Source organism: Amycolatopsis thailandensis (assembly GCF_042723255.1).
Classification (GTDB): domain Bacteria; phylum Actinomycetota; class Actinomycetes; order Mycobacteriales; family Pseudonocardiaceae; genus Amycolatopsis; species Amycolatopsis thailandensis.
The window spans coordinates 1-25451 of record NZ_JBHXJK010000126.1; the positions used below are offsets into that span (position 1 = coordinate 1).

At 69.1% G+C, this 25451-nt stretch carries 27 protein-coding genes; 14 read left to right on the forward strand and 13 right to left on the reverse strand.

The window, feature by feature from the left end; genetic code table 11:
* The 3 genes from ACFWMR_RS34185 to ACFWMR_RS34195 all read right to left on the reverse strand — a co-directional run.
* Nucleotides 1-165: glycosyltransferase (locus ACFWMR_RS34185; protein ID WP_378381393.1), on the reverse strand; the 165-nt coding region annotated here is incomplete at its 3' end.
* Between the two features lie 145 nt (nucleotides 166-310).
* Nucleotides 311-979 carry a helix-turn-helix transcriptional regulator gene (locus ACFWMR_RS34190; RefSeq protein ID WP_208636119.1) on the reverse strand — a complete coding sequence of 223 codons (669 nt, stop codon included), beginning with the start codon at nucleotides 977-979 and terminating at the stop codon, nucleotides 311-313.
* 202 nt (nucleotides 980-1181) lie between these two features.
* The gene (locus ACFWMR_RS34195) at nucleotides 1182-1829 is read right to left on the reverse strand and encodes a TetR/AcrR family transcriptional regulator (protein ID WP_378381377.1); all 648 of its coding nucleotides are present in this window, start codon (nucleotides 1827-1829) and stop codon (nucleotides 1182-1184) included.
* A gap of 140 nt (nucleotides 1830-1969) precedes the next feature.
* On the opposite strand from ACFWMR_RS34195, the gene ACFWMR_RS34200 reads away from it, so the two are divergent.
* Nucleotides 1970-3415: an amidase gene (locus tag ACFWMR_RS34200; protein ID WP_378381378.1), complete on the forward strand. Its 1446-nt coding sequence runs from the start codon at nucleotides 1970-1972 to the stop codon at nucleotides 3413-3415.
* Between the two features lie 731 nt (nucleotides 3416-4146).
* Here the strand turns inward: ACFWMR_RS34200 and ACFWMR_RS34205 are convergent.
* Nucleotides 4147-6387, reverse strand: a complete 2241-nt coding sequence (locus ACFWMR_RS34205) for an ATP-binding protein (RefSeq protein WP_378381379.1) — start codon at nucleotides 6385-6387, stop codon at nucleotides 4147-4149.
* A gap of 93 nt (nucleotides 6388-6480) precedes the next feature.
* Between ACFWMR_RS34205 and ACFWMR_RS34210 the strand changes: the two genes are divergently transcribed.
* A complete protein-coding gene (locus ACFWMR_RS34210; protein WP_378381380.1) occupies nucleotides 6481-7125 on the forward strand; it encodes a helix-turn-helix transcriptional regulator in 645 nt (214 codons plus the stop codon).
* 10 nt (nucleotides 7126-7135) lie between these two features.
* Here ACFWMR_RS34210 and ACFWMR_RS34215 read toward each other — a convergent pair whose 3' ends face one another.
* Nucleotides 7136-7705, reverse strand: a complete 570-nt coding sequence (locus ACFWMR_RS34215; protein WP_378381394.1) for a response regulator transcription factor — start codon at nucleotides 7703-7705, stop codon at nucleotides 7136-7138.
* A 440-nt stretch (nucleotides 7706-8145) separates the two neighbouring features.
* Between ACFWMR_RS34215 and ACFWMR_RS34220 the strand changes: the two genes are divergently transcribed.
* Genes ACFWMR_RS34220 through ACFWMR_RS34235 form a run of 4 tightly spaced genes read left to right on the forward strand, consistent with a single transcriptional unit; the run spans nucleotide 8146 to nucleotide 11347 of the window.
* On the forward strand, nucleotides 8146-8682 hold the full coding sequence (locus tag ACFWMR_RS34220) for a toxin-antitoxin system HicB family antitoxin (RefSeq protein WP_244199709.1): 537 nt from the start codon (nucleotides 8146-8148) through the stop codon (nucleotides 8680-8682).
* A gap of 51 nt (nucleotides 8683-8733) precedes the next feature.
* Nucleotides 8734-9579 carry a DUF4097 family beta strand repeat-containing protein gene (locus tag ACFWMR_RS34225; protein WP_378381381.1) on the forward strand — a complete coding sequence of 282 codons (846 nt, stop codon included), beginning with the start codon at nucleotides 8734-8736 and terminating at the stop codon, nucleotides 9577-9579.
* Between the two features lie 32 nt (nucleotides 9580-9611).
* Nucleotides 9612-10562, forward strand: coding sequence for an ATP-binding cassette domain-containing protein (locus tag ACFWMR_RS34230; protein WP_378276004.1), 951 nt, complete (start codon nucleotides 9612-9614; stop codon nucleotides 10560-10562).
* Nucleotides 10559-11347, forward strand: coding sequence for an ABC transporter permease (locus ACFWMR_RS34235; protein ID WP_378381382.1), 789 nt, complete (start codon nucleotides 10559-10561; stop codon nucleotides 11345-11347). The genes ACFWMR_RS34230 and ACFWMR_RS34235 overlap by 4 nt, the downstream gene beginning before the upstream one ends.
* 596 nt (nucleotides 11348-11943) lie before the next feature.
* On the opposite strand, the gene ACFWMR_RS34240 is transcribed toward ACFWMR_RS34235, so the two are convergent.
* Nucleotides 11944-12711, reverse strand: a complete 768-nt coding sequence (locus tag ACFWMR_RS34240) for a TetR/AcrR family transcriptional regulator (RefSeq protein ID WP_378381383.1) — start codon at nucleotides 12709-12711, stop codon at nucleotides 11944-11946.
* A gap of 84 nt (nucleotides 12712-12795) precedes the next feature.
* Between ACFWMR_RS34240 and ACFWMR_RS34245 the strand changes: the two genes are divergently transcribed.
* A complete protein-coding gene (locus tag ACFWMR_RS34245) occupies nucleotides 12796-13533 on the forward strand; it encodes a DUF2306 domain-containing protein (RefSeq protein ID WP_378381384.1) in 738 nt (245 codons plus the stop codon).
* Here the strand turns inward: ACFWMR_RS34245 and ACFWMR_RS34250 are convergent.
* The 3 genes from ACFWMR_RS34250 to ACFWMR_RS34260 are packed head-to-tail and all read right to left on the reverse strand — an operon-like array spanning nucleotide 13481 to nucleotide 16593.
* On the reverse strand, nucleotides 13481-14941 hold the full coding sequence (locus ACFWMR_RS34250; protein ID WP_378381385.1) for an alpha/beta hydrolase: 1461 nt from the start codon (nucleotides 14939-14941) through the stop codon (nucleotides 13481-13483). The two genes, ACFWMR_RS34245 and ACFWMR_RS34250, sit on opposite strands and share 53 nt — an antisense overlap.
* A 23-nt stretch (nucleotides 14942-14964) precedes the next feature.
* Nucleotides 14965-15684 carry an ABC transporter permease gene (locus ACFWMR_RS34255; protein ID WP_093934675.1) on the reverse strand — a complete coding sequence of 240 codons (720 nt, stop codon included), beginning with the start codon at nucleotides 15682-15684 and terminating at the stop codon, nucleotides 14965-14967.
* Nucleotides 15685-15708: 24 nt separating this feature from the next.
* Nucleotides 15709-16593 (reverse strand): ABC transporter ATP-binding protein, encoded by an 885-nt coding sequence (locus tag ACFWMR_RS34260; RefSeq protein ID WP_378381386.1) that lies wholly within the window; start codon nucleotides 16591-16593, stop codon nucleotides 15709-15711.
* 119 nt (nucleotides 16594-16712) lie between these two features.
* On the opposite strand from ACFWMR_RS34260, the gene ACFWMR_RS34265 reads away from it, so the two are divergent.
* Both ACFWMR_RS34265 and ACFWMR_RS34270 read left to right on the forward strand, forming a co-directional pair.
* Nucleotides 16713-17831, forward strand: coding sequence for a sensor histidine kinase (locus ACFWMR_RS34265; RefSeq protein ID WP_378381395.1), 1119 nt, complete (start codon nucleotides 16713-16715; stop codon nucleotides 17829-17831).
* Entirely contained in the window at nucleotides 17828-18430 is a 603-nt protein-coding gene (locus ACFWMR_RS34270; protein ID WP_005156662.1) for a response regulator transcription factor, read from the forward strand. The genes ACFWMR_RS34265 and ACFWMR_RS34270 overlap by 4 nt, the downstream gene beginning before the upstream one ends.
* Here ACFWMR_RS34270 and ACFWMR_RS34275 read toward each other — a convergent pair.
* Nucleotides 18427-18996, reverse strand: a complete 570-nt coding sequence (locus tag ACFWMR_RS34275; protein ID WP_378277978.1) for a helix-turn-helix domain-containing protein — start codon at nucleotides 18994-18996, stop codon at nucleotides 18427-18429. The two genes, ACFWMR_RS34270 and ACFWMR_RS34275, sit on opposite strands and share 4 nt — an antisense overlap.
* A gap of 67 nt (nucleotides 18997-19063) precedes the next feature.
* On the opposite strand from ACFWMR_RS34275, the gene ACFWMR_RS34280 reads away from it, so the two are divergent.
* Genes ACFWMR_RS34280 through ACFWMR_RS34295 form a run of 4 tightly spaced genes read left to right on the forward strand, consistent with a single transcriptional unit; the run spans nucleotide 19064 to nucleotide 21632 of the window.
* A complete protein-coding gene (locus ACFWMR_RS34280; protein ID WP_378381387.1) occupies nucleotides 19064-19657 on the forward strand; it encodes a class I SAM-dependent methyltransferase in 594 nt (197 codons plus the stop codon).
* On the forward strand, nucleotides 19654-20118 hold the full coding sequence (locus ACFWMR_RS34285) for a DinB family protein (RefSeq protein ID WP_378381388.1): 465 nt from the start codon (nucleotides 19654-19656) through the stop codon (nucleotides 20116-20118). Before ACFWMR_RS34280 ends, ACFWMR_RS34285 begins: the two co-directional genes overlap by 4 nt.
* 13 nt (nucleotides 20119-20131) lie before the next feature.
* Nucleotides 20132-21100 carry an alpha/beta fold hydrolase gene (locus tag ACFWMR_RS34290; protein ID WP_378381389.1) on the forward strand — a complete coding sequence of 323 codons (969 nt, stop codon included), beginning with the start codon at nucleotides 20132-20134 and terminating at the stop codon, nucleotides 21098-21100.
* 52 nt (nucleotides 21101-21152) lie between these two features.
* Complete coding sequence (locus tag ACFWMR_RS34295) at nucleotides 21153-21632, forward strand: DinB family protein (protein ID WP_093934706.1); 480 nt, start codon at nucleotides 21153-21155, stop codon at nucleotides 21630-21632.
* A gap of 180 nt (nucleotides 21633-21812) precedes the next feature.
* On the opposite strand, the gene ACFWMR_RS34300 is transcribed toward ACFWMR_RS34295, so the two are convergent.
* The 3 genes from ACFWMR_RS34300 to ACFWMR_RS34310 form a co-directional block, all read right to left on the reverse strand.
* Nucleotides 21813-22973 (reverse strand): S1 family peptidase, encoded by a 1161-nt coding sequence (locus ACFWMR_RS34300; RefSeq protein WP_378381390.1) that lies wholly within the window; start codon nucleotides 22971-22973, stop codon nucleotides 21813-21815.
* Nucleotides 22974-23158: 185 nt separating this feature from the next.
* The gene (locus tag ACFWMR_RS34305) at nucleotides 23159-23905 is read right to left on the reverse strand and encodes a TioE family transcriptional regulator (protein ID WP_378280045.1); all 747 of its coding nucleotides are present in this window, start codon (nucleotides 23903-23905) and stop codon (nucleotides 23159-23161) included.
* Nucleotides 23906-23948: 43 nt separating this feature from the next.
* A complete protein-coding gene (locus ACFWMR_RS34310) occupies nucleotides 23949-24425 on the reverse strand; it encodes a DUF6194 family protein (RefSeq protein ID WP_378381391.1) in 477 nt (158 codons plus the stop codon).
* A 62-nt stretch (nucleotides 24426-24487) separates the two neighbouring features.
* On the opposite strand from ACFWMR_RS34310, the gene ACFWMR_RS34315 reads away from it, so the two are divergent.
* The gene (locus ACFWMR_RS34315) at nucleotides 24488-25195 is read left to right on the forward strand and encodes a MerR family transcriptional regulator (protein ID WP_378381392.1); all 708 of its coding nucleotides are present in this window, start codon (nucleotides 24488-24490) and stop codon (nucleotides 25193-25195) included.
* Nucleotides 25196-25451 lie beyond the last annotated feature (256 nt).

Consider the following 25451-nt stretch of genomic DNA (forward strand, 5'->3'; position numbering starts at 1 on the left):
GAGTGGCACCAGCGGCACACCGGCCCGCTCCAGCAAGGTCACGAACTCTTCGTCCGGTGGCGCGGCCACCACCGCCTCCGCGCCGAGTTCCCGTAATTCTTTCGCGAGCCCCACCAAGGGTTCGACATCCCCGCGAGATCCCCACGTCGTCAGCAAAACACGCACTTCGCGACTCCCGTTTCCGCAGCTTCCGGCCTTCGGCGCGCAATTCTGCGGGATGACCCGGGCCTTGCCGCAAGCCCCGGTGTCCGCTATAAGTTGAAGGGGGCGAGAAAAAGCCCCCTTCTCTCGTCCACTCTGGACGAACTCCTCAGATCGATCCCGTGCGCAGGGCGAAGGCGACCGCGTGCGTGCGGTTGTGCAGGCCGTAGCGCGACATCACCCGATGGAGGACGTTCTTCACCGTGCTCTCCGAATAAGCGAGTTTGGCCGCGATGTCCTCCGTGCCGTGGCCGTCGGCCAGCAGGCGGAGGACCTCCCGTTCGCGGTCGGACAGGCCGGAAAGCGCGAGCCCGTTGGGTACCAGCAGATCTTCCTGTATCCGTTCGAGCTGGGAGAGCAGGCTTCCCTGCAACCGAGGCGGCAGGGCACCGGCGCCCTGGCTGACCGCGAGAATCGTCCGCACCAGATGTTCGCTGTCCAGGTCGCGCCGCGGCAGCAACGCGGCCATGCCGCATTCGATCGCCGTCATCAGGACCTGCACCGGGAAATGGTCGGTGACGATCACGCATCTCGGCGGCGAGGCGAGGGCCGACGCGGCGCGGACCTGGCGCAGGAACGCGAAAACCCCGTCGCCGATCGAATCCCCGACAGTCACGATCACTTCGGCGGGCCCCAGGTCGGTGTCGTCGAGTACGTCAAGCCGTTCGTCGGCGCCGAGAATGCTCGTCGTGCCGAGTCCGGCCAGGAGATCCGGGGCATGCACGGCGACTCTGACGCGGTCGGTTCTCCTGGCGGTCTTCTCCCCTTGAATCAACATCGAAGTCCCTATCCGAAGCGTTCGGAAACCCGGAAACGGGTGGCGTGAATACTTATCGCACTACTTAGAAGCTATAACGTTACAACGTTGCATGTCAACCGTGAGGGCTTCGTCTCCCACGGATGGCGGCAACACACAGGGCAAGACGCCCGAAGTACGGGAAAGGTTCAGTGCGAAGCCGATCTGGCTCGGCGGACGCTGGTCAGCGCGTGGTGAGATCGTCCAGTTCGTCCGAGATCAGCAGATCGGGGTCGAACTTCATCCCGGTGAAGTGGCCGGCGAGGTCGAGCGACAGCACACCGTGCAGACGCGTCCAGAAAGCGAGCGCGCGATGCAGGGTCGCGGACGGGGCCGGATCGTCGCCCGCCCAGTCCCGGTGGCCGTCGAGATGCCTGTCGAACGGGGTTTCCGGCCTGTCCACGGTGATCGCGCGGCAGGCGTCGAGCAGGACAGCCATGACTTCGCGCGAGATGGCGGTGGTGTCGTCGGGCGCGTGGTAGCCGGGGACGGGGGTGCCGTAGATGAGGAAGTAGCGCTGCGGATCGATCCGGGCCCAGTCCCGGATCGTCACGGCGAGCCCGGGCAGGTCGGCGCCCGCTTCGAACGCCGCCCGGACGGTGTCGGCGAGGCTGCGATAGGCGTCGCGGATGAGCGCGGTGATGAGGTCGTCGCGGCTGGCGAAGTACCGGTACAGGGCGGGGCCGCTCATCCCGACCTGTTTGGCGATCGCGTTGAGCGACAGCGCGGGGACCCCGGCGGCGGCGATCTGCTCCCACGCGTGCTGTTTGATCTCCGCGCGCACCTGGTCGCGGTAGCGTTCCCGCGGGCTCTGCCCGTCCGCGTCCGTCATCGGCCCTCCCGCTCCATCGGCCCGAAGCTTAGTTGGCTGTCCGGGCGGCGAGGAACCGAAGGGGCATGATCCGTTGCACGAACCGCCCTGATCGACGGGAATCGCCGGGAGCCCGGTCGTGGATGATCGACAATGGCCGCATGGCTGGCGATGAATTCACCTGGTTGGACGCGACGGCTCAGGCGGAGCTGGTCCGGACAGGGCAGGCGTCACCGCTGGAGCTGCTCGACGCGGCGATCGCGCGGATCGAGAAGCTCGACGTCGAGCTCAACGCCGTGATCGGCACCCGATTCGACCAGGCCCGGCGGGAGGCGGTGACGGCGCGCGGGGAGGGGCCGTTCCACGGCGTGCCGATGCTGCTGAAGGATTTCCTCTGCCACACCGCGGGCGATCCGGTGCATGGCGGCATGCGCGTCCTGCGGGAGCGGGACTGGCGCGCCCCGTCGGATTCGTATCTGGCCGCGCGCCTGCGGGCCGCGGGTTTCCTGTTCTGCGGCCGGACGAACACGCCCGAACTGGCGACCAGCATCACCACCGAACCGCTCCTGCACGGCCCGACGCGGAATCCGTGGAATCCGGCGCGGTCGCCGGGCGGATCGAGCGGAGGGTCGGCCGCCGCGGTGGCTTCGGGCATGGTCCCCGTCGCGCACGGCAACGACATGGCGGGCTCGATCCGCATCCCGGCGTCGGCCTGCGGGCTGGTCGGGCTGAAGCCGAGCCGCGCGCGGACCAGCCTCGGCCCGGAGTTCGGCGAATACTGGGGCCAGGTCACCCACGAACACGTCCTGACCCGGTCGGTCCGGGACACGGCGGCGATCCTCGACGTCACCGCGGGCGCCGCGCCCGGAGATCCCTACAGCGCCGCGCCTCCGGACCGTCCCTATCGGACAGAGGTCGGCGCGGACCCCGGCTCCCTGCGGATCGGGTTCCGGATCACCTCCCCGGGTACCTGCGAAACCGCGCACTTCGACAGCGTCGCCGCCGTCGAACGGACCGCCCGCCTGCTCGAGTCCCTCGGCCACCAGGTCGCCCCCACCGCGGCCGCCGCCCTGGACGCGCCGGGGATGTTCGACACCATGCCCGCGCTGCTCGCCGCGGTCGTCACCTGGGAACTCGACGCCTGGTCCGAGCGGCTCGGCGAGCAGCTGCCGTCGTCTGTTCTGGAACCGATGAACGCGATGCTCGCCGAAGCGGGCCGGTCGGTCACCGCCACGCAATGGCTCGCCGGATCGCTCTCGTCTCAGCGGTGGGCCCGCGGTGTCGCGGCACTCTGGGAGGACGAACTGGACGTCCTCCTCACCCCCACGACGCCCGCGCCGCCCGCCGAACTCGGCTACCTCGCCCCGGACGCGAAGTCGCCCGAAGAACTGGCCGCCGGGATCGCCACCGGTGCGGCGTTCACGGCGCCGTTCAACATCACCGGCCAGCCCGCGATCTCCCTGCCGCTGCACTGGAACGCCGAGGGACTGCCGATCGGCGTCCAGCTCGTCGCCGCTCAAGACCGCGAGGACGTCCTCATCCGGCTCGCCGCTCAGCTGGAGGAGGCGGCGCCGTGGTCGGAGAGGCGTCCCGCGCCGGTCTCGTGAGTGGCGATTCGAGTTGGAGCGGACCGGTGTTTACCTACCCACGCCTTGCTGGCGAGAGTGGTGGTTCCGCGGCTGCCGGGCGCGACGATGTAGGAATTGGGACGTTCAACGTCCCAATTCCTACATCGTCGCCAGGGACGACCGGTCTCGGACCTTGATCAACGGAGGATCCGGGACACTCAACGTCCCCCGTCGACCGCATCGGCTTCACTTGACCGCCAATCACCCCCGTGGGTAGGCAAATACGAGTCCGCCAGAACACGAAACGCCACTTACGACACCCGCTTTCGCGACTTTGCCGAGACCCAGTCGCAAGGAAGGGGGCCTTCGCGATCTGCGGGGTCGACTTTCCCGGTGCCTGTTCCCAATGTCGCATTCGTGTCGCTGAGCGTCTCGAATGCGACATTGGGAACATCGCCGCCGAGAACCCGGATCGCCACTCACGACCACCTGGACCGACCTGGCGAGGGAGGTGTCGGGATCGAGCCGGGGCATTCAGGGGACCCACTGCGACACTTGATGCCACCGGCACCGCTGGGCAGGGGCGGCCGTGACGCGAAAGCCACGTTCGCAACCTTCAACGTTGCGAAAGTGGCTTTCACAACCCGCCCCGGGCTGATCAAGGCCGTGCCGGCCACGTCCAGCGGCAGACGACGCGACGGACCCGGCAGGTAACCGAACATCGCCGCCGAGAACTCGAAGCGCCACTCACGACCACCTGGACCGGTGACTCACCCGGGCAGCAGTGCCAGCTCGGCCAGCGCCTGCTCCCGCCACGCGGTGAACGACGGCGCGGTGGAGAGCTCCACGGCCAAGGTGAGGCATTCCCTGGCCTCGTCGAGGGCGCCGGCTTCCCGCCAGGCCCGCCCCTCGCGGATCGCGCTGATCACTTCCAGCCCGTCGAAACCGCCTTCCCACGCGAGCCACCGGCTGGTGCGGTAGTGACTCGCCGCCTCCCGCCATTCGGTGAGACCACCGAGCACGTCACCGATGGCGCGCAGGGTCAGGGTCTTGAGCAGCTGATGAAAACCGGGATAGGTGTCGCTCGCCAGTCGTTCGGCGTCGGAAAGCACGGCCCGGTGCACCGCGAGCGCCTCGGCGTGCCGACCGGCGTTGAGCAGCGCCCGCCCGTACATGTTCCGCGCCGTGGTTTGCCCGTCCCAGAACGGCAATTCGCTCGCGAGGTCGTACCCGCGCTTCGCGAACTCGAACGCTTCGTCGCTTTCTCCGATCAACCGCAGCACCTGGCCGAGGTAGATGGACGCCCAGGTCTGTTCGACGCGGTCACCGATCCGGACGGCGATGTCCAGCGCGCGGCGGTGCGCCACCACGGCGCCTTTGTCGTCGCCCTGACAGACACTGCCGGCCCAGCCGACGAAGTTGAGCAGTTTTGCCTCGCCCCCGGCGTCGCCCAGCGCGCTCGCCGCGGCCGCGCCGAGCGAGAAGATCTCCAGCCACGGCTTCTGGGCGCTGCGTCCGTCGGAGTACCAGTGCAGGGCGATGGCGAGTTCGGCGACCTCCCGGTGCCGGCCCTTCCGTGCCGCCAGCCGGTGCGCGGCGACCCAGTTCCCGCCTTCGACGTCCAGCCACCGTGCGCTCTCGTCCCGCGAGCCGAACCGCCCCGTTTCGGGCGCCTTGGGATAGAACAGCCTCGCCGCTTCGGCCGCCTTGTCGAGCAGGTGGGCGAGCACGATGTCCCGCGTGGCCGGATCCTCCTCCGCCTCGAACCGTTCCTCGGCGAACAGGCGGATCAGGTCGTGGAACTGGTGACGCTCCGGTTCGGCCGTGGTCTGCAGGAGGCTGGCGTCGACGAGTTCGTCGAGATGGTCCTGGACGTCGGCGGGGGAGGCGCCGGAGACGACGCCCGCGAGTTCGGGACCGAAATCGGCACCCGGCACGGTCGCCAGCCGCCGGAACAGCCGCCGCGCCCCGGCCGAGACCGCGCGATACGAGAGGTCGAACGCCGAGCGCAGCTGGAGATCGCCCGCCGCGAGCGCGCGCAGCCGGGTGCTTTCGTCGCGCAGCCGGTCGGCCAGCTGGGCCAGGGACCACTGCGGCCGGGTGGCGAGCCGGTTGCCCGCGATCCGGACCGCGAGCGGCAGATATCCGCACAGCTCGACGAGTTCCCGCGCGGCGGCGGGTTCCGCGCGCACCCGGTCGGCGCCGGCGATCCTGGCGAGCAGGCCGGTCGCGCCGCCGTCCGAAAGCGGTTCGAGCCCCAGCCAGCGGGCACCTTCGAGGCCGGCGAGCGTGCGACGGCAGGTGATCAGGGTGAGGCTGTCCGGACCGGTGACCAGCAACGGCCGGACCTGCGCCTCGTCGGCGGCGTTGTCGAGCAGCAGCAGCACTTTCCGGTCTTCGAGCAGCATCCGCAGCAACGCCGACCGTTCGCTCTCGGAGGCGGGGACCTGACCCGGCGCGACGTCCAGCGCGCGCAGCAGCCGATCGAGCGCGGCCTTGGCACTCAGTGGCTCCTCGTCCATCCCGCGCAGGTCCACCGCGTAGCCGCCGTCGGGGAAGTCCGGGCGCCATCGGTCCGCCGCGGTCACCGCGAGCGCGGTCTTCCCGACCCCGGCCTGCCCGACGATCGCGACCACGCCGCCACCCTCGGCGACCTTCGCGGACAGTTGCTCCAGTTCGCTTTCCCGGCCGGACAGATCCGCCACCGGCGCGGGCAGCGCGCAGGTCGCCGCGACCTGGGCGGCCAGCGCGGGGTTCCGGCGCCGTCCCTGCTTGGCGACGGTCAGGAAGAATTCGCGGTCACCGCCGGTCAGGCCGAGCGCGTCCGCCAGCACTTCGGCGGAGCGCTGCTGGGCGGCTCGCGCGCGGCCGCGTTCCAGCTCACGCAGGGCGCGGACGCTGATCCCGGACGCTTCGGCCAGCCGCCCCTGTGTCCAGCCCGCGGCCCGGCGGTGTTCGAGCAGCAGCTTGCCGAACACCGACCGCTTCTCAGTCGCCTCCACGGGTTCCACCGCGGTCCATTCAACCGGCAGGCTTCCGGTGACGAAAAGCTGCCCCCCGCTTCCGCTTGTCCCGCCTTCTCCGCGGCCGGTTACCTGGAAAGCATGTCGACGACCATGACGACGCCGGTCCGGCCGATGGCCAGGACCCAGGAACGCGGGGAGATCCGGGTCGCCGTGCACGCCGGTGACCCGCTCGTCCGGGCGGGCCTGCGCAGCGCGCTCGGCGACGGCCCCGGCATCACCCTGCGGGACGACCCGGAACAGGCCGACGTCCTCGTCGCGGTGGCGGGAAGCGAGCCGCACCGGATCCCGGCCGGGTCCGCCCGGCTGGTGCTGGTCGCGGATCAGCCCAATCAGGCGGAACTGTGGGCCGCGGTGGAACGCGGGCTCGCCGTCGTCGTCGCCCGCACCGAGGCGACGCCCGCACGGCTGCGGCGCGCCGTCGCGGACGCCCACGCCGGCCGGGGCGATCTGCCCGCCGACCAGCTCGGCAGTCTGCTCCGGGGGATTTCGCGGCTGCACAAGGAAGTCCTCGAGCCGCGCGAGCTGACCCTCAGCGGTTTGTCGCCGCGGGAGACCGAAGTGCTCCGGTTGCTCGCGGAAGGCTTCGACACCGGTGAAATCGCGCGGCGCGTGGCGTACTCCGACCGGACCGTGAAGAACATCCTGCACGGCCTGCTCAGCCGGTTCGGCCTCCGCAACCGCACCCACGTCGTGGCGTACGCGCTCCGCGAAGGTCTCATCTGACGAGCGGACTTCAGATGACTCCTTCACGGATCGCGTAAGCCACCGCGTGCGAACGGTTCCGTAGCCGCAGCCGGTCGGTGACGGAGTAGATGATGTTCTTCACCGTGCGCTCGGAGTAGGAGAGCTCGGCGGCGATCTCACCCGTGTCGAGCCCGTCGGCCATCAGGCGCAGGACGTCGATCTCCCGCGAAGAGAGCGCGGCCGCGGCGGGCCCGCTCGGCGCGAGCATCTCCCGGTGTAGCCGTTCGGCGTGTTCGGCCAGCCGGTCGAGCAGATCGGGCGGCGGGCCCGTGCCCGCCGACGCGGCGACGCGGACGCTGTCGGCCACTCGCGCGTCGGTCGCCGCCGACCTCGGCAGGATGGCGACCACCCGGCACGCCACCGCGGCCGCGAGCCCGCCCTCCTCGATCCGGTCGGTCACCAGCACGATCGGCTTGCCGAGCTTGGCGGTGACGGCGCGCAACGCGGTGACCGCGTCCGTCGAAAACCGGTCGAAGGCGGCGACGACGACGTCTGTTCCTTCTCGCGTCCGGCCGTCGACCACCCGCACGGCCGCCCGGGTGTCGAGGAGGTCGGCCATTCCGGCCTTCGTGATGGGGTCCAGGGCGCAGACGCTCACCCGAACTGCTTGCATGTGCCCCTCTTCTGCCGTGGACCGCTCCGTCCACTGTGGATCTCGGGTTTGTCAAGAGCCGCAAGGACAAAAAGCGTTGCCCGCACGATCGAGCGGACCTCTTGTACCGTGGACTCCGGGTAGCGGCCCGCCTGGGTGACCCCCACACCTGACGGTGGGTCGCTCCCTTTTCCGCGCGGCTCGTGGCGATTCTCGCCCGCCGCGAACGGCCCCGGCAACGCGTTCGGCCGTGTCCTGCTTCCCCCGCCAGCCGAGACTGGCCGATTGGGCATCCGCTACCCGTGCGACCCGAAAAAAGTGCCCCCGAGCTGGGAAGACGCCATCGTGGCGCCACATGGCACCACTTTGGCCTTGCATTGGCGCCACCGTGGTGCCATGATGGCATCATGGATTTGACGCCCTTTGTGGACAACGTTCGCCGGGAGCTCGCCGTCGCCGCCGAGGCGGGGGGAGCCGAGGCGAGCGCTCTCGCCGAACGCCTGACCGCGCCGCTCGCGTCGGCCATCCGTCTCGCGCTGCTGGACGCGTTGTCCGCCGCGTCGGACGAGATCACACGGGACCTCGCGCCCGGTTCGGTCGAGGTCCGGCTTCGTGCCGGGGAAGCCAGCTTCGCCGTCACGCTGCCCGCGGTCGAGCAGGCCGCGCCCGCCGCGGCGGCGGTGCCGGAACCTCCGGCGCCGCCGATGCCGCCACTGCCGCCGATCCCGGACGAGGAAGGGGCGACGGCCCGCATCAACTTCCGGCTGCCGGAACAACTCAAGGCGCGCGTCGAAGAAGCCGCGGCCGCGCAAGGCCGTTCGGTCAACGCGTGGCTCGTGCGGGCCGCGTCCGCCGCGTTGCGACCGTCGGAACCGGCCACGCCGCCCGCCCCGGCGAGCGGCGGTCTTCCCGGCACCCAGCGCTACACCGGCTGGGTCAGCTAGACCGCCTAGACCAGCACAAACACCGATCACACCACTTCCGAGGGGACAACCATGCCTTCTTTCGCCACTCCCGAACCCATTCTCGCCGACCTCGAACCGGTCGTCGGCAGCGTCCGCATCGTCGCCGGAGACCGCACCGACACGGTCGTCGAAGTCTCCCCGATGGACGAGAACAACGACTCGGACGTCGAAGCCGCGAAGCGGACCGTCGTCGAATTCTCCGGCGGCACGCTGACGGTCCGCGCGCCGAAAATGCGCCTGCTCGACTTCTCCCGGCGGACGCGGTCGATCGACGTGACCATCGAACTGCCCGCCGGCTCCCGGGTGCAGGGGAGCACCGGCCTCGGCGACCTGACGGTGACCGGGCGGATCGGTTCGTGCCGCTACAAGTCCGGGACCGGGCACATCCGGCTCGACCACACCGGTGAGCTGAAGCTGCACTCCGCGTCCGGGAGCATCGTCGTCGGGCACGTCGAAGGCAACGCCGACATCAGCACCAGTTCCGGCCGGGTCGAGGTCGGCGCGATCACCGGCACCGCGGTGGTCAAGAACTCCAACGGCTCCACCACGATCGGGACGGTGGGGGACGCGATCCGCCTCCGCTCGGCCAACGGCGACATCGCCGTCGACAAGGCCGAAAGCGGGGTGGAAGCCAAGACCGCCAACGGTTCCATCCGGGTGCTCGACGCCGTCAGGGGCAAGCTCAACCTGGACACGTCGATGGGGAACGTCGAGGTCGGCATCCGCGAGGGCACCGCGGCCTGGCTCGACGTGAACACCAGCTTCGGCCGCGTCATCAACGACATGACCGCCGCCACCGCGCCCGGCGCCACGACCGACAAGCTCGAAGTCCACGCCGGTACCTCCGTCGGCGACATCATCGTTCACCGCTCCTGACCCGCGAGTCCTTACATTCCAAGGGGATCCACATGAGACACCCGGCCATCTCCGCGACCGGACTGCGCAAGTCCTACGGCGACAAGGTCGTCTTGGACGGCATCGACCTGCACGTTCCGGCAGGCACCGTCTTCTCGCTGCTCGGGCCGAACGGCGCGGGCAAGACCACCACGGTCAACATCCTGTCCACTCTGGTCGGTCCGGACGCGGGTGGCGCGACCGTCGCCGGCGCCGACCTGGCCACCGATCCGGACGGCGTCCGTGCCGCCATCGGCGTCACCGGCCAGTTCTCCGCGGTCGACAACCTCCTCACCGGTGAGGAGAACCTGTTCCTCATGGCGGACCTTCACCATCTGCCGCGCCGCGCGGGGCGGAAGCGCGCCGCCGAACTCCTGGAGCGGTTCGAACTGAACGACGCCGCGAAGAAGACGCCTGCCACGTTCTCGGGTGGCATGCGCCGCAAACTCGATCTGGCGATGACCCTGATCGGCGACCCGGAGGTCATCTTCCTCGACGAGCCGACCACCGGTCTCGACCCGCGAAGCCGCCGCACGATGTGGGAGATCATCCGGGACCTCGTCGAGGGCGGCGTGACGATCTTCCTCACCACGCAGTACCTGGAGGAGGCGGATCAGCTCGCCGACCGCGTCGCCGTCCTCGACGGTGGCCGGATCGTCGCGCTGGGCACGCCCGACGAACTGAAGCGGCGTGTGCCCGGCGGCCACCTGCAACTGAAGTTCCCCGACGCCGCCGCGCTGAGCGATGCGACCCGCGCGCTTCGAGTGTCCACTTCGGACGAAGAGGCGCTGGTGCTCCGCGTGCCGACCGACGGCACCCTCACCGCTCTCCGCGCGGTGCTGGACCGGCTCGACGCCGAGGCCGTCGCCGTCGACAGCCTCACCGTGCACACCCCGGACCTCGACGACGTGTTCCTCAGCCTGACCGGTCACCGGACCGAAGCGACCAAGGAGATGGCCCGATGACCACCCTGTCCCTCTCGATGCGCGATTCGGCGACAATGCTGCGCCGCAACATCCGGCACATGCAACGGTATCCGTCGCTCACCATCATGCTGATCGGCCAGCCGATCGTGTTCCTGCTGCTGTTCGTCTACGTCTTCGGCGGCACGCTCGGAAACGGCCTCGGCGGCGGGGGAGGCAGAGCCGAGTACGTCGGCTACGTGACACCCGCCATCCTGCTCGTGACCGTGTGCAGTGCCGCGCTCGGCACCGCGATCTCCGTCGCGACGGACATGACCGAGGGCATCATCGCCCGGTTCCGCACGATGGCGATCAGCAAGGCCTCGGTCCTGACCGGGCACGTCATCGGCGCGTTCATCCAGACGGCGTTCGCCCTCGCCGTCGTCTTCGGGGTCACGCTGCTCGTCGGCTTCTCGCCGACGGCGGGCGTCGGCGAGTGGTTCGCCGTCGTCGGCGTGCTGTTGCTGCTGACCATCGCGCTCACCTGGCTTTCGGTGGCGCTCGGCCTGGCGGCCAAGAGTGTGGAGACCGCCAGCAACACGCCCATGATCTTCATGCTGCTGCCCTTCCTCGGCAGCGGGTTCGTGCCCACCGACTCCATGCCGGCCTGGCTGCGCTGGTTCGCCGACTACCAGCCGTTCACGCCGGTCATCGAGACCATCCGGGGACTGCTGCTCGGCACCCCGATCGGCGACAGCGGCTGGTTCGCGGTCGGGTGGTGCGTCGTGCTCGCGACCGTCGGGTACCTGTGGTCGAAGTCCTTGTTCGCGAAGGAGCGTGACCGCTGATCTTCGGTGCGCTGGGGGTCGCCCCGGGCCGGAACCGCCTTCACGGTTCCGGTCCGGGGCGTTTCGCTCGTGAGTGGTAAGGGCGGTTCTATTGAGAGGCAGGGTGAATATGGCGTGATCGAGTCTCCTGCCGAGCTGACCTTCGCGACACGGACTGAACTGGCCCGCGGGAGCCGGTCGTGACCTCAACCGTCCACACAGGACACTCGTTCCAGGTTAAACGCCCGTTTTGGGCACTTCGCGCGGTCTTGTGAAGGGGTCGTGAGTGATAAAGAGGGTTCTAACCCTCATTATCACTCACGACCCCCCACAGAAAACCTCATATGGCCGTAAATCGGACACTCAGTCGTCCCATGTGGACACTCGGGGCGCGCCTGGTCGCCGTCCAGTCCGGAACCATGTCCCCGGGCAGCGAAGAGGACCTGCGCGGCAGGATCGACCATGCCATATTTGCTTATCGCCCAATAGTCGTCCTCACCACTCACGACAGTGCTTTCGCGCGACTGGGTGGACGACACCCGTGCTCAGACGGACGACACACGTGACTGGACGGACGACACGCGACGGGCTCGGCTGCACCTGAGACGCGATTGGCTCTAATCGCCGCTCGCCCAAGCGTCGATGCCGTCCAGGAACCGGTCCACCCCGAAGGCGAGTTCCGCGGGCAGCGCCCCGTCGTCGGCGGCGTCGTGTCCTGAAGGGACAGTGGCTTCCGCCGCGTGGACGGCCGCCAGCGCGGGGTAACCGACGGGGTCGATGAGGTCGTTCAGCGCCAGCGGCAGTTCCGTTTCGGTGTGCGGGAGCCCGCCTTCGGACTTGTGCGCGCTGTTCATGTCCAGGCTGATCTGCGCGGTGCCGCGGACGACGGCGGTCAGGTGCAGGGCGGCGGCCCTCGCCTCGGCGGGGGCGAGCCCGGTTTTGAGCAGGGGCCGGAGCAGACGGTCCAGCCAGGCGAGGTGGTTGGGGCCGATCGGGGAGTGGTCGAGCGGGACGCGCAGCAGCCAGGGATGCGTCCGGAAGCCTGCCCAGAGCGCCCCGACCCACCGATGGACGGCGTCACGGAAGTCCGCCGCGTCGTCGAGTTCGGGTGGCTTCGCGGCCGCGACGTCGGCCATCACCTCCAGGAGCAGGTCCTTGCTCGCGATGTGGTTGTAGATCGACATCGTCGAGTAGCCGAGTTCGGTGGCGACCCGCTGCATGGAGAGAGCGTCCAGACCCTCGGTGTCCGCGACCTGGATCGCGGCCTGGGCGATGTGTTCCACGGAGAGCCGGGCCCGCGGCCCGCGCCTGCCGGGGGTGCGTCCCGCCCACAACAGCGCGAGGCTGCGCTGGAGATCCGGGCCCTTGCCGTCACGTGTCGCCATCCGTCCATCCTAAAACTCTGTATGACATACATTCATGTGTATGGTGTACATAGTTTCTGATCGTCTTCTCCCGAACGGATCACCATGACCTCGTCGAACGCGCCCCGCTGGTGGCGGCGCCCCTGGATCGTGCCGTTGATGCTGGTGGCGGGCGCTTTCCTGGCCTTCGCCGTCCCGCCGTACCTGACCTTCGACCCGGCCGAATCGCGCCTCGAACCGCCGCCGGGCAACGACTTCTACTACCCGCTGCTCGTCGCGCACGTCCTCTTCGGCACGGTCGCCATGGTCACCGCCTGCTTCCAGGTCTGGCCCGCGTTCCGGGCCAAGTACCGGCGCGGGCACCGGATCACCGGGCGGATCTACGTCTTCGCCGGAGCCCTCCCCGCCGGGCTGGTGGGGCTGTACATCGGCTGGCACACGGCCGCGGGGCCCTCGGTGCGGGTGGCCAACCTGGTGGGCTCGGTGCTGTGGATCGCGGTCACGGTCATCGGGTTGCGGATGGCGCGCCGGCGCCGGTTCGCCGACCATCGGCGATGGATGTCCCGCAGCTTCGCGCTTTCGATGTCGATCGTGCTGAGCCGGGTGATCAACATCGTGGCCACGATCGTGCTGACCCCGCAGATCGACACCACCTTCGGCGGCAGCGAGGCGCTCATGAAGTACAGCGCCGTGAGCATCGGCGCCTGGGGCGGCCCGTTGCTTCTGCTGGTGCTCGCGGACTTCGTGCTGGAGCGCCGGAAGGCCCCGAAGAAGCCCTCCGGCGAACCCGTCACGAGCCCTGGGCCCCGCAGGCAAGGTCACCCGGCGGCCGCGAGCCGGTGACCAGGAACCTCGTCGCGAGGTCGTTGGCGCATTCGTTGTCCTTGAACAGGTACGCCAGATGCCCGCCTTGATCGACCGTGACCATCCTGGCGCGGTCCCCGAAGGCCTCGCGCAGCTTCCGGGCGCCCGCCAGCGGCGTGGCCGGATCGCGGAGGTTCTGCACGATCAGCACGTTCGACGGGTCGCGGCCGGTGATCTTCACCGGCGGTTCGATCGGTTCGGACGGCCAGAACGCGCAAGGCGTGACGTTCGCGGCCGCCGCGCCGAACATCGGGTGCCGGAACCGGTCGATCGCCACGTTGCGCCGGTAGTTCCCGACGTTCTCGGGCCAGTCGGAGTCGTTGCAGATCACGTGCAGCTGACTCGCGATGTAGTTGTCGGACGGGTACGCGGCGCCGGCGGGCGATCCTCCGGAGGCGGGCGCCGGCACCGGTTTCCCGGTGTCGAGCGCGCGCCAGGTCCCGGCCAGCTTCGGCAGGTTCTTGTCGTAGTAGAGATCGGCGAACGTGACGTGACGGAACGCTTTGCCGTCATAGCCGTCCGGGCTCGGTTTCCGGTCCAGCCGCGCGGCGAGCTCGAAGTACTTCGCGGTCACCTGTGCCGGTGTCCGGCCCAGGCCGTACTCGGGCTTCGAGGCGGCGAATTTCGCGAAGTCCGGGAAGCGGTCCTCGACACCTTGTCCGAACATCCGCGCGAAGTCGGCGTCCCAGCCGCCGGGGCCGGTCGCGCTGTCGATCAGGAACCGGTCGCTGCGCTCGGGGAACAACGAGGTGTACACCGAGCCGAGGTAGGTGCCGTAGGAGATGCCGAAGTAGTTCACCTTCCGCTCGCCCAGCGCCTCGCGGACCCGGTCCATGTCGCGCGCGGTGTTGGCGGTGGTCATGTACGGCAGGAGCGACGCGGTGGCCGACGAGCCGCATTTCGCGGCGACCCCGGCGACCCGCTGGGCCTCGGTCGTGACGTCGGCGGAGTTCCTGGCGTACAGCGGGATGTTGGTCGGATGGTCCAGGAGGCTCAGCCCGCAGGTCACCGGGGTGCTGTTGTGGACGCCTCGCGGGTCCATCCCGATCACGTCGTAGCTGTCGAGCACCTCTTGCGGGATCTTCAGCTTCCTGAGGGTGTCCGGATAGGCCAGCCCTTCGCCGCCGGGGCCTCCGGTGTTGGTCAGCAGCACGCCGCGGCGCTTCTCCGGTTCGGCGCTCGCCAGCCGCGAGATCGCGATCTCGATGGTCTTCCCGCCGGGGTCGCGGTAGTCCAGCGGGACGTCGAGGGTGCCGCACTCCAGTCCGAGACCGGCCGCCTCCTCCGGGCACGGACCCCATTTCGGCGGGGGCGCCGCCGACGCGACCGCCGGGGTCGCCGCGGTCACCAAGGCGGCGGCGAGAACGGGAAGAAGGGCTTTGCGCATGAGCTTTCCTCCATTTCGGACGGTCATCGGCGCGGTTCCCAGCGGAAGAGCCGCGAAGCCAGCACGACGGCGACGACGACCCAGGCCAGCGTCGGCGCGAGCAGGAGCAGCGAATCGCCGATGGCGACGCCGCCGTTCCAGGCGTTGACGGCGAGTTCGGTGGCCGAGCCACCGGGCAGCAGCCGCTTGACCAGGGTCAGGTCGTCGGTGCCGGAGAGGCCGACCCACGAGGCCACGGCGATGACGCCGAGGCTGACCGGCAGGGTGGTGACCTGGGCGTGCTCGGGCGAGTTGGTCAGGCCCGCGGTGGCGAGGCCGAGGCCGATCATCATGGCGACGGTGGCGAGCACCGCCACCACCAGCAAGGCGACGTTGGCAGGTGTTCCGGCGACCACCCCCAGCACGATCATGATCACGGTCACCTGGACGAGTGAGATGACGGTGACCGGCAGCACGAGCCCGATCAGGATGGACGAATCGCCGGCCGCGGTGGAGCGCAGCCGCTTGAGGAACAGGTTCTGCCGCCGCGAGGCCAGCGTGGTCACGGCGCTGGTGTAGAGACCGAAGGCGCACACGGTGAACATCACGATCGCCGCGACGTAGCCGAGACTGCCGATCTTCTCGAAGAGTTCGTGCTGATAGACGAAGAACGCGGAGATGGCTAGGGGCATCACGAAACTGGTGATCAGGACCGAGCGGTTCCGGAAGATCTGGATCAGCTCGCTACGGGCTATCGAAAGCATGTCGGAAGTCCTTTGTGGAGTGGTCTAGTCGTTGTCGATGGCGCGGAACACGTCGTCGAGCCGGGTCGGGCCCGCTTCGAGGTCCAGCAGTTCGATCGCGTTGTCCCGCGCCCACCGCAGCAGGGTGTGCAGGTCCTTCTGCAAGCCGAAGGTCTCGATGACGAACTTGCCGTCGTGTTCACGCCTGCCCTGCAACGGCAGTGCCGGAGCCGACGCCGGAAGGGTGAACCGGATCACCGCGGGCAGCGTCCGCGTCAGTTCGGAGACCGTGCCCTCCTGGTGGAAGGTCCCCCGGTGCATCAGGCCGATGCGGTCGGCGCGCTGCTGCGCCTCCTCCAGGTAGTGCGTGGTGAGCACGATGGTCGAACCGTCCTCGCGCATTTTGTCGACGGCGTCCCACAGCGCGTCCCGCGATTGGATGTCCAGACCGGTCGTCGGCTCGTCGAGGAAAACCAGTTCCGGCGAGCCGTACACCGCGGTCGCGAAGTCGAGCCGCCGTTTCTCGCCACCGGAAAGCTGTGACACCTTCGTGGTGGCCTTGCGGGTCAGGTCCACGATGCCGAGCACTCGTTCGAGCCGGTCCGTGCGACGCGTCAGCGCCCCGATCAAGTGGATCGATTCCTTCACCGTCAGATCCGGTGAGAAACCGCTCTCCTGCAACATGATGCCCATCCTCGGCCGGACGGCGGCGCGGTCCCGCGGGCTCTTGCCGAGCACCCGCACCGTGCCCGACGTCGGGTTTCGGTGTCCTTCAAGGGTTTCCAGGGTCGAGGTCTTCCCGGCCCCGTTCGTGCCGAGCAGGGCGTAGAATTCGCCCCGTCCCACCTGGAAGGACAGATCCTTCACGGCGTGGAAGTCGCCGTACTTCAGGTTCAGCCGGTCAACGTCGATCACTGGTGTCGAAGTCATACCTGGATCTCAGCCGCTCGGACGCGGTCCGGCCAGTGCGGCCACGTCATGATGAATCCATGACGTGGTGTCACTGTTGCCCGCCGTGGCGGAAGGCCGATACTGGGCCCATGTCTGATGTGGACACCGAGCCCGCCAGGGGAAAACTGCGCAGGCTCAACCTCACCATGTTCCTCCCGCTCTTCGCCGTGGCCGGGGTGATCGTGGTGGTGACGGACGCGCGGGCCTGGTGGCACGCTGTCGTCCTGAGCGCGAGCGTGCTGGCGGCTGGGGTCGCTTTCGTGCGCTGGGCGTCGGGCGAGGTCCTGCGGGTCGCGATCCCGTGCCTGGCCGTCACGGCGGCCGTGTGGCCGTTTTCCGTGCTGCTGATCGGCGGTGGTTCGGCGTTCTTCGGAATCCTCCTCGTGGGTTCCTTCGTCATCCCCCAGCTGCCCCGGCACCGGGTCGCGGCCGCTTTCGCGCTCCCCGCGTACATCGCGGGGGTGGGCGCGCTGAGGCTGCTCGTCGCCCACGACGACGTCTCCGGCGAGCTGATCCGGTTCGTCTTCGTCCCCGCCGGGATCACCGCCATCGTGGTCGGCCTCATGTTCCCCAACAAGCGGTTCTACGACGTCGTCGAGGAACTCGAGGAGTCGCGCGAACGGGAAGCGGAATTGGCCGTGATCCGCGAACGCGTCCGGTTCGCCAGCGATCTGCACGACATCCAGGGCCACACGTTGCACGTGGTGAAGCTGAAGACCGCGCTCGCGCGGAAACTGGTGGACATCGACGCCGAGCGGGCCAAGCAGGAGCTGGGGGAGATCCACGCGCTGGTCAGCGACACGATCACCCAGACGAAGGAACTCGCCTATGCTCAGCGAGAGCTCAACCTCTCCGCCGAACTGGAGAACGCGAGGAACCTTTTCGAGGCTGCGGGGATCCGTGTGCGCGTCAACCGGGAGGCGGACGTCGACCCGGACGCGGGCAGGCTGCTCGGCCAGGTCCTGCGCGAGACCACGACCAACATCCTGCGCCACGCGCAGGCGACCCGGGTGCGGATCACCCTGTCGGAATGGAGCATCGGCATCGTCAACGACGGCGCCCAGCGCGCACCGCTGCCGGAACTCCGCGGGCTGGCCGCGCTCGAACAACGCGTCGTCGCCGAAGGCGGCGAACTGACGGTGAAGCAGGAAGACGGTCAGTTCGTGACGGCCGCGTCCTTTCCCGGCAAGCGTTCCGAAGTACTGGAGAAGCGATGACCACGGTGGTGCTCGCCGACGACGAAGCCCTGCTCCGCAAGGCGATGGCCGCGCTGCTCCCGCTCGAGGGCGAGATCACCGTCCTGGCGGAAGCGGAGAACGGCGAGGAGGCAGTCGAGGCCACTCTGCGGCACGAGCCCGACGTCCTCGTCATCGACCTGGAGATGCCCGGTGTGGACGGGCTCGGCGCGGTCGCGGAAATCCGCCGCACCCGGCCGAACCAGGTCATCCTCATGCTGACCCGGCACGCGAAACCCGGGGTGCTGCGCAAGGCGCTGAAGCTCGGTGTCCAGGGTTTCGTCAGCAAGGCGGCCGAACCCTCGCACATCACGTCCGTCATCGCCGCCCTGCACCAGGGCAAACGCTGGATCGACCCGGACGTCTCCGCGCTCGCCGTCGTCGACGACTGTCCTCTCACCGAGCGGGAGCTGGAGGTGCTGCGGGTGACCGGTGAGGGCTACTCCGTCGCCGAGATCGCCGGCCAGCTGCACCTCGCGCAGGGCACGGTGCGGAACTACCTCTCGAACGCGATGCAGAAGACGCAGACCCAGACCCGGCACGAGGCGGCCCGGTACGCCCGCGAGCACGACTGGCTCTAGCGCGCCCGGACGTGGGCGCGTTCGCCCTGCGGCCCGAAAAGGACCAGAGTCTCCACGGCGTGCCCGTCGGCCGAGCCGAGCCAGTGCGGCAGCGCGGTGTCGAATTCGGCGGCCTCGCCGGGCGGCAGGACCATGTCCCGGTCGCCGACCACGAGCCTCAGCCGTCCATTGAGGACATACACCCACTCGTAGCCGCCATGGGTCTGCGGCGTGGGTTCCGCCGGTTCGTCACGGCTCGGGATCAGCATTTTGAACGCCTGGACACCCCCGGCGCGCCGGGTGAGCGGCAGGAAGGTCATGCCGTGGCGGTGAATCGGCCGCAAGTGGATCCGCGGGTCTCCGGTGCGGGGCGCGCCGACGAGATCGTCCAGGGGCACGCCGTGCACGCGGGCCAGCGGCAGCAGCAGTTCCAGGGTGGGCCGCCGCCCGCCGCTTTCCAGCCGTGACAAGGTGCTTTCCGAGATCCCGGTCGTCGTCGACACCTCGGCCAAGGTCAGGCCCCGGTGTTTGCGCAGCGCGCGCAACCGGGGGCCCACCGCGTCCAGCACCTCGTCCGTCTCGTCCATGCCGTCGATCTTGCCAGGTCGGCAAGTTTTCGTGCCAATTCGTGCCGCCCGAGGCGAAGGTGGTGCCATGAACGCGACCGAATTCTGGGACGGACTCCACGAACGGCGCTCCGCCGGACCGCCGAAGGTGAACACGAGACTGGCCGAGATCGCCGGCCCGCTGACCCCGGGCACCGCGCTCGACCTCGGCTGCGGTGGCGGAGGAGACGCGTTGTGGCTGGCCGCCCGGGGCTGGCGGGTGACCGCTGTCGACATCTCCGGCGCTGCCGTGCGCTCACTGCAGGGACGCGGTGAGCCGATCAAGGCGCTCCGCGTCGACCTGGCCGAAGACTTCCCGGGCGGCACTTTCGATCTGGTGTCCGCGCTGTACTTCCACACCCCGTTCGCGCTGGACCGGGTCCGCGTGCTGCGGACCGCCGCGAACGCGGTGAAGCCGGGCGGACGGCTGGTGATCGTCGATCACGGCTCCGCCGCGCCCTGGTCGTGGGATCAGGACGCGCGGTACCCCACCCCGCACGAAGTGGCCGCCGAGCTGGCGCTCGACCGGACGGAATGGTCGATCGCCCGCGCGGACGCCGCCGAACGGCGGGCCACCGGTCCCTCGGGGCAGACCGCGACCGTCGTCGACCACATCCTGGTTCTCGGACGGACGGGGCGATGAGCCGGAAACGGGACGCCGGGCCTCCGTCCACCGGACCGGGTGAGAAGGACGTGCTCGCCGGATTCCTCGACTACCTGCGCGCCGCCGTCATCGCCAAGGCCGAAGGGGTGCCGGGAGACCTGGCACGGGCTCCGGGAGTGCCCTCCGGCACGAACCTGCTGGGCCTGGTCAAGCACCTGACCCAGGTGGAACGGCACTGGCTGCTCGGTCACCACGTCGCCGACTGGAAGGCGACGTTCCACCCGGCTCCCGAAGACACGACGGCGTCGATCCTCGCCGCCTACCGGGAAACCATCGCCGAGGCGAACGACGAAATCGCGTCCTGGGACGACCTCGCCACGAAGGGACCTCGCCGGGGATCACGGCGCTGGACGCTGGCTCATCTGATCGAGGAAACCGCACGGCACGCGGGACACGCCGACATCCTGCGCGAACTGATCGACGGCGCCACCGGGCGCTGAAACGGAGACTTCCATGTTCCACCGAGCAGCCGCGTTCGTCGCGGCCCTCGCCCTGCTGACGGCTTGCGCTTCGTCGCCGGCGGCCCCGTCCTACGACACCGTCACCCGCGGCGACCCGGCTTTCGCGCAGCGGTTCCGGCACGAGTTCGCCGACGTCGACGGCGTGAAGATGCACTACGTCACCGGCGGGAAGGGAGCCCCGCTCGTCCTGCTGCACGGCTGGCCCCAGACCTGGTACGGCTGGCACCGCGTCATGCCCGCGCTGGCCGAGCACTTCACGGTGTACGCGCTCGACCTTCCCGGCCTCGGCGACAGCACCGGTGCGCCGCCCGGCTACGACAAGGCGACCCTCGCCCGCTACGTGCACGGACTCGTCGCCGGAAAGCTGGGCCTGCGCGACGTCCGGATCACCGGACACGACCTCGGTGCGGCGGTCGCTTTCCAGTACGCCGCGCAGTTCCCCGCCGATCTCACGAAGCTCGCCTATCTCGACCTGCCGCTACCTGGCCCCGCGCTCGACGGGGCGGCCTACCGGAACCTGAGCTGGCACATCGCCTTCCACTCGCAGAAGACGGTGCCCGAAGCCGTCGTCGGTGACGACGTCCGCGAGTATCTTTCCCTGTTCTATCCCCAGGTCGCCTACTCGGGAACGGCTTTCGGCGGGCCCGGGGCGCCGTCGCCGTTCGACGACGCCGAGATCGACGAGTACGCCCGGACCTACACCAGGCCGGAGGTCCTGCACGGCGGTTTCGAGCTCTACCGGACGCTCGGCCAGGACGCGGCCGCGAACGTCGGCGCGAAACCCATCACCACGCCCACCCTGCTGATGACCGCCGAGGGACTCCTCGAACCGCAGAAGGCCACGCTGGCTCCCCGCGTCGCCGACCTCGCCCGCGCCGTCGAGGTGCCCCGGGCCGGACATTGGCTCGCCGAGGAGAATCCGGAGTTCGTGAGCGCCGAGCTTGTCGGGTTCCTGAAGTAGGTTGCCCGTGATCGAGGACCTTTGCCATGCTTCGCTCGTGTCCTCACCTTCCATGCCCACTTTGGACGTCCTCAACCATCCCTTTCGTGAACAGTTCGAGGTGTTCCTCGACGAGCATCGCCGGGTGCTGGCGGAATGCCTGGAAGGGCTGACCGAGGAGCAGGCGCGCCGGTCGCTCGTTCCCTCCCGCACGACGCTGCTCGGTCTCGTGAAGCACGTGACCTTCGTGGAGAAGGTCTGGTTCGACGAAGCCGTCACCTGCCGCCCGCGTGCCGAGATCGGGATCCCCGACACACCGGACGAATCGTTCATCCTCGACGACGGGGACACGATCGCGAGCGTGCTGCAGGCACATCGCGAGGCTTGCGAGGCGTCACGGAAGGCGGCGTCGAAGCTGGGGTTGGACGACCTGCTCCACGGGAACCGGCGCGGCCCGCTCCCGCTGCGCTGGGTGTACCTGCACATGCTGCGCGAGCTGGCGCAGCACGGCGGCCACGCGGACATCCTTCGCGAGCAGATCCTGAGCGCCTGACGGCACGGATGGTCGGGCTCGCATCGAGTACATGAAGGCCCCCTTCCTTGCGCTAGGCGAAAGGAAGGGGGCCTTCATGTACTGGCAAGCGGACAGGGTGGCGGTGGCCATTCGGTCCGGGTTGTCGTGAGTGGCGATTCGGTTAGAACCCGAATCGCCATTCACGACTGCTTTCTCGCGTCAGGACCGGGTCAGGGTGACCCCGTAGTTGTTCGCCGCGTCCACGACGGGCTGGTAGTAGGAGTACGAGCCGGTCGCGTTGGAGCCCTGGTTCCAGCCGCAGTCGTGCCCGTCGTTGGGGCCGCCGGAGGTCATGCCCTGCGCGGTGTTGCCCGCGATGTAGGCGCCGCCGCTGTCCCCGCCCTCGGTGCAGACGGTCGACTTGGCCAGCCCCGTGGTGGCGACGCTTTCCCCGCTGTAGCGCACGGTCTGGTTGTAAGCGGTGATCTTGCCGCAGGTCCAGCCGGTGGTGTTGCCCGCCTTGCACAGCGTGGTGCCGACCGGCGCCTTCGAGCTGCCGGTGATCCGCACCGTGGTGCCCTTGCGGGTGTCCACGTAGCCGCGGCCGGTGTCCTCGTCGTCGATGTCCATCAGGCCCATGTCGACCGACGGGAACTCGGTGGCGACACCGCGTCCGATGTGGACACCGTTGCGGTTCAGGATGTCCGGGTTGCCCTCGACGCAGTGCCCGGCGGTGAGCAGCACGTTGTCGCCGTCGCTGGTGGTGCCGGGGAAGCCGAGCGAGCAGTTGGTGCCGGGGTCGAGGTCCATGATCTGGCCGGGGATGACGTCGGCCTGCGTGGTGTTGCCGTTGGCGACGCCGGTCCGGACGGTGACGCCGGGCAGCGCCGAAAGCCGCCGGACGAGGGTGTCGGCGGCACCCGGCTGGACGGTGACGACGACCTGGTCGGCCGCGAGTTCCGGGCCCCACGACTGGACCTGGCCGACGTCGCTGCCGATCACCTTGCCGACGGTGCCGGACAGGGCGTTCAGCGCGTTCTCGCCGCGGGCGCCGAGACGCGGCGTCATCCCGGCCGACCGGAGTGTCTGGGCGGATCCGGCGTCGGCGGCGTTCACCACGAGGGCGCCGGCGTCGTCGAAGTACGCGCCGTCGGTGTGCAGGCCACGTGTTCTGATGCTTTCCAGCGACGAGATCAGGTTCTTCTCATGGTCCAGCTTCTGTGCGGCCTGGAGCGGGCTGACCCGGAGCTGGGCGGCGAGGGTTTCCAGCATCGTCTGGTCGTAGGAACTGGCCTGAGCGGCGGTCGCCGGGACGGCGAGCGCGCCTATTCCGGCGCAGACACTCAGCAGGGTGAGCATGACGGGTCCGCGAATACGCATGCGCGTTTCCTTCGATAAGAGGGAACGACGAACCGCCGGAAATAGGTGAAAATGGCAGGGACCGGGCGGTTCATCTCGACGTGACGCACATTACGAGCGCCCGTCTATCCCGCCGTAGCGCCAAAAGTAGGTTCCGTGATCACGGTCCTACTTTCGTATGCGGAAAACGCGAAAAGGCTGCGCATTCAATTGCGTGGAAGTGTCATTGTCTCAATGGTGTCAGTGGTCGCGTCGCTGAGATAGGCATCAAGCGCGGCCGCGCCGGAGAGCAGGGCGCGGCCCCGGGCCGAGAGCCGGGAGTGCCAGTCCCGCAGCGTCGATTCGAGCGGGACGACACCGCCCGCCGACCGGACCTGCTCGATCAGCGGCGCGATCCGCTCCAGGCGATAGCCGCCCCGACGGAGCTGATGGGTCAGCTTGGCGTCGCGGACGTCGGCCGCGCTGTAGACGCGATAACCCGTCCGCGGATCACGTTCGGGCCTGAGCAGACCGGCGCGCTCCCAGGTGCGCAGGGTGGCGGGCCGGACGCCGAGTTTCCGGGACAGCGGGCCGACGAACGTCCCGCCCCGTTCCTGCGGCACGGGTTCGAGATCACGGAGCGCGGCCGTGACGACCTGGAGGGTGCGGCGGTCTTCGAGCAGCTGCGCGTGGCTCTCGTCGATGAGCCGCAGCGCCTCCTCGATCGCGCTCCGGTTGACCGACTCCATGATCGCCGCCGCTGTCGCGTGGCCGTGTCCGGGCACCAGTGCCAGGAACGCGCGCAGGGCCTGCGCGTGCAGCGGGGTATAGGTGCGATAGCCGTGGGGGCCGCGTTCGGCCGCGGGGAGGATGCCGTCCGCCTCGTAGTTGCGGACGGCCTGTGTGGACAGACCGTGCTCGCGCGCCAGATCGACCGGCCTGAGCCGTCCGCCGGTTCGAAGGTTTCGGCCCACTCGCCCCACGATACAAGTCGCAGGACTTCACGCGTTCAGTCCTCTAATCGCGTGAAGAATCCGCCCGACGTTCGTAACGCGCGCGGTCCAGCCGGTACGCCGTGTCGAGCAGTTCGCGGACGGCCGCTTCGGTGTTCGACGCCGGATTCACGATCGCCAGCCAGCCTGCGGTGCCGTACACGGGGTGGGCGATCAAGGTGTCCTCGACGCCGGGATCGACGTCGGTTCGGGCCGCTTCCCGGGGTGTCCGCCCGAGCCGCTCGGTGAACTCCTCCTTCCCGGCGTGGATGTTGACGCGGAACGTGTCCGGCCGGTCCAGGCGCGAGGACTCGTCGCCGGGGTAGTTCTTGGTCACGACCGTCGCGAAGGGCTGGACGGTCGTCGGGACGACGCCGTCGGGAGAGTAGTAGAAGAACGCGTCGCCCCGGCTGAGCTCCGGCCGGCCGTCGCCTTCCGAAGGCGTGAGAACCAGGACGCCGTCGCGGCCCGAGACGAGTTCGATGATCTCTTCGATGGTCATGTGCTCAAGCGTCGCATTAAAGTGCTTGTGGAGGGTTCGAGGACTTTTTCGATGGAGTGACGGTGGCAAGTCTCAAAACCGCGGAGATCGCGCGCCGGGCGGGCTGCTCGGTCCAGCAGGTGCGCAACCTCGAACGCGACGGCGTCCTCCCGGCGGCGACGCGGACGGCGTCGGGCTACCGGAACTATGGGGAGATCCACCTCCGGTCCGCGTTGGCCTACCGCGCGCTGGCCGCCGCCGTGGGGCCGGTCGAGGCGAAGAAGATCGTCCGGGCCCTGCACCAGGGCCCGCTCCCCGAGGTGCTCGCGCTGCTCGACGCGGCGCACGCCGGGCTGGACGCCGAGCGGGCGGATCTCAGGGAGGCGAGGGAAGCCGTCCGGGTGATCTCCGGCGAACCGATCGACGACGTGCGCGGCTCGGACTCGATGAGCGTTTCCGAACTCGCGTCGGCGCTCGGCGTGCGTCCGTCGACACTGCGGCACTGGGACGCGGAACGGCTCGTGGTCCCCGACCGCGATCAGCGGGGGACGCGACGGTACACGCCGTCCCAGGTGCGGGACGCGCGGATCGTGCACCAGCTGCGGCTGGCCGGATACCGCGTCGAACCGCTGCGCGCGCTGATGCCGGAGTTGCGGCGATCGCGGCGGCTGGAGGACGTCGCTTCCGCGCTCGCCGTCCGGGACGACGGCATCACGGCCCGTTCGCGGGCGCTTTTCGAAGGGAGTGCCGCGCTTTCGCTGGTCGCGCTTGGGAGTGGCGATCCGGGTTAGAGCCGTGTTTCGGTGGCTGCTGGGTTCTGGCTATGGCGGAGCGTGAGTCCGGTCCGTGAAGGCCTCCTTGCCTACCCTGAAGGTAGTAAAGGAGGCCTTCACGGACTGGGGTGATCGTCACTTTCAGCTCAGACGCACCAGCAACCACAGCGGCTGCGCGTGAAGGCCCCCTTCCCACGGCTCAGCCGAGGAAACTCGACCTTCACGGCGGCTCAAGTACATGATGGCCCCCTTCCTTGCGCCTAACGCAAGGAAG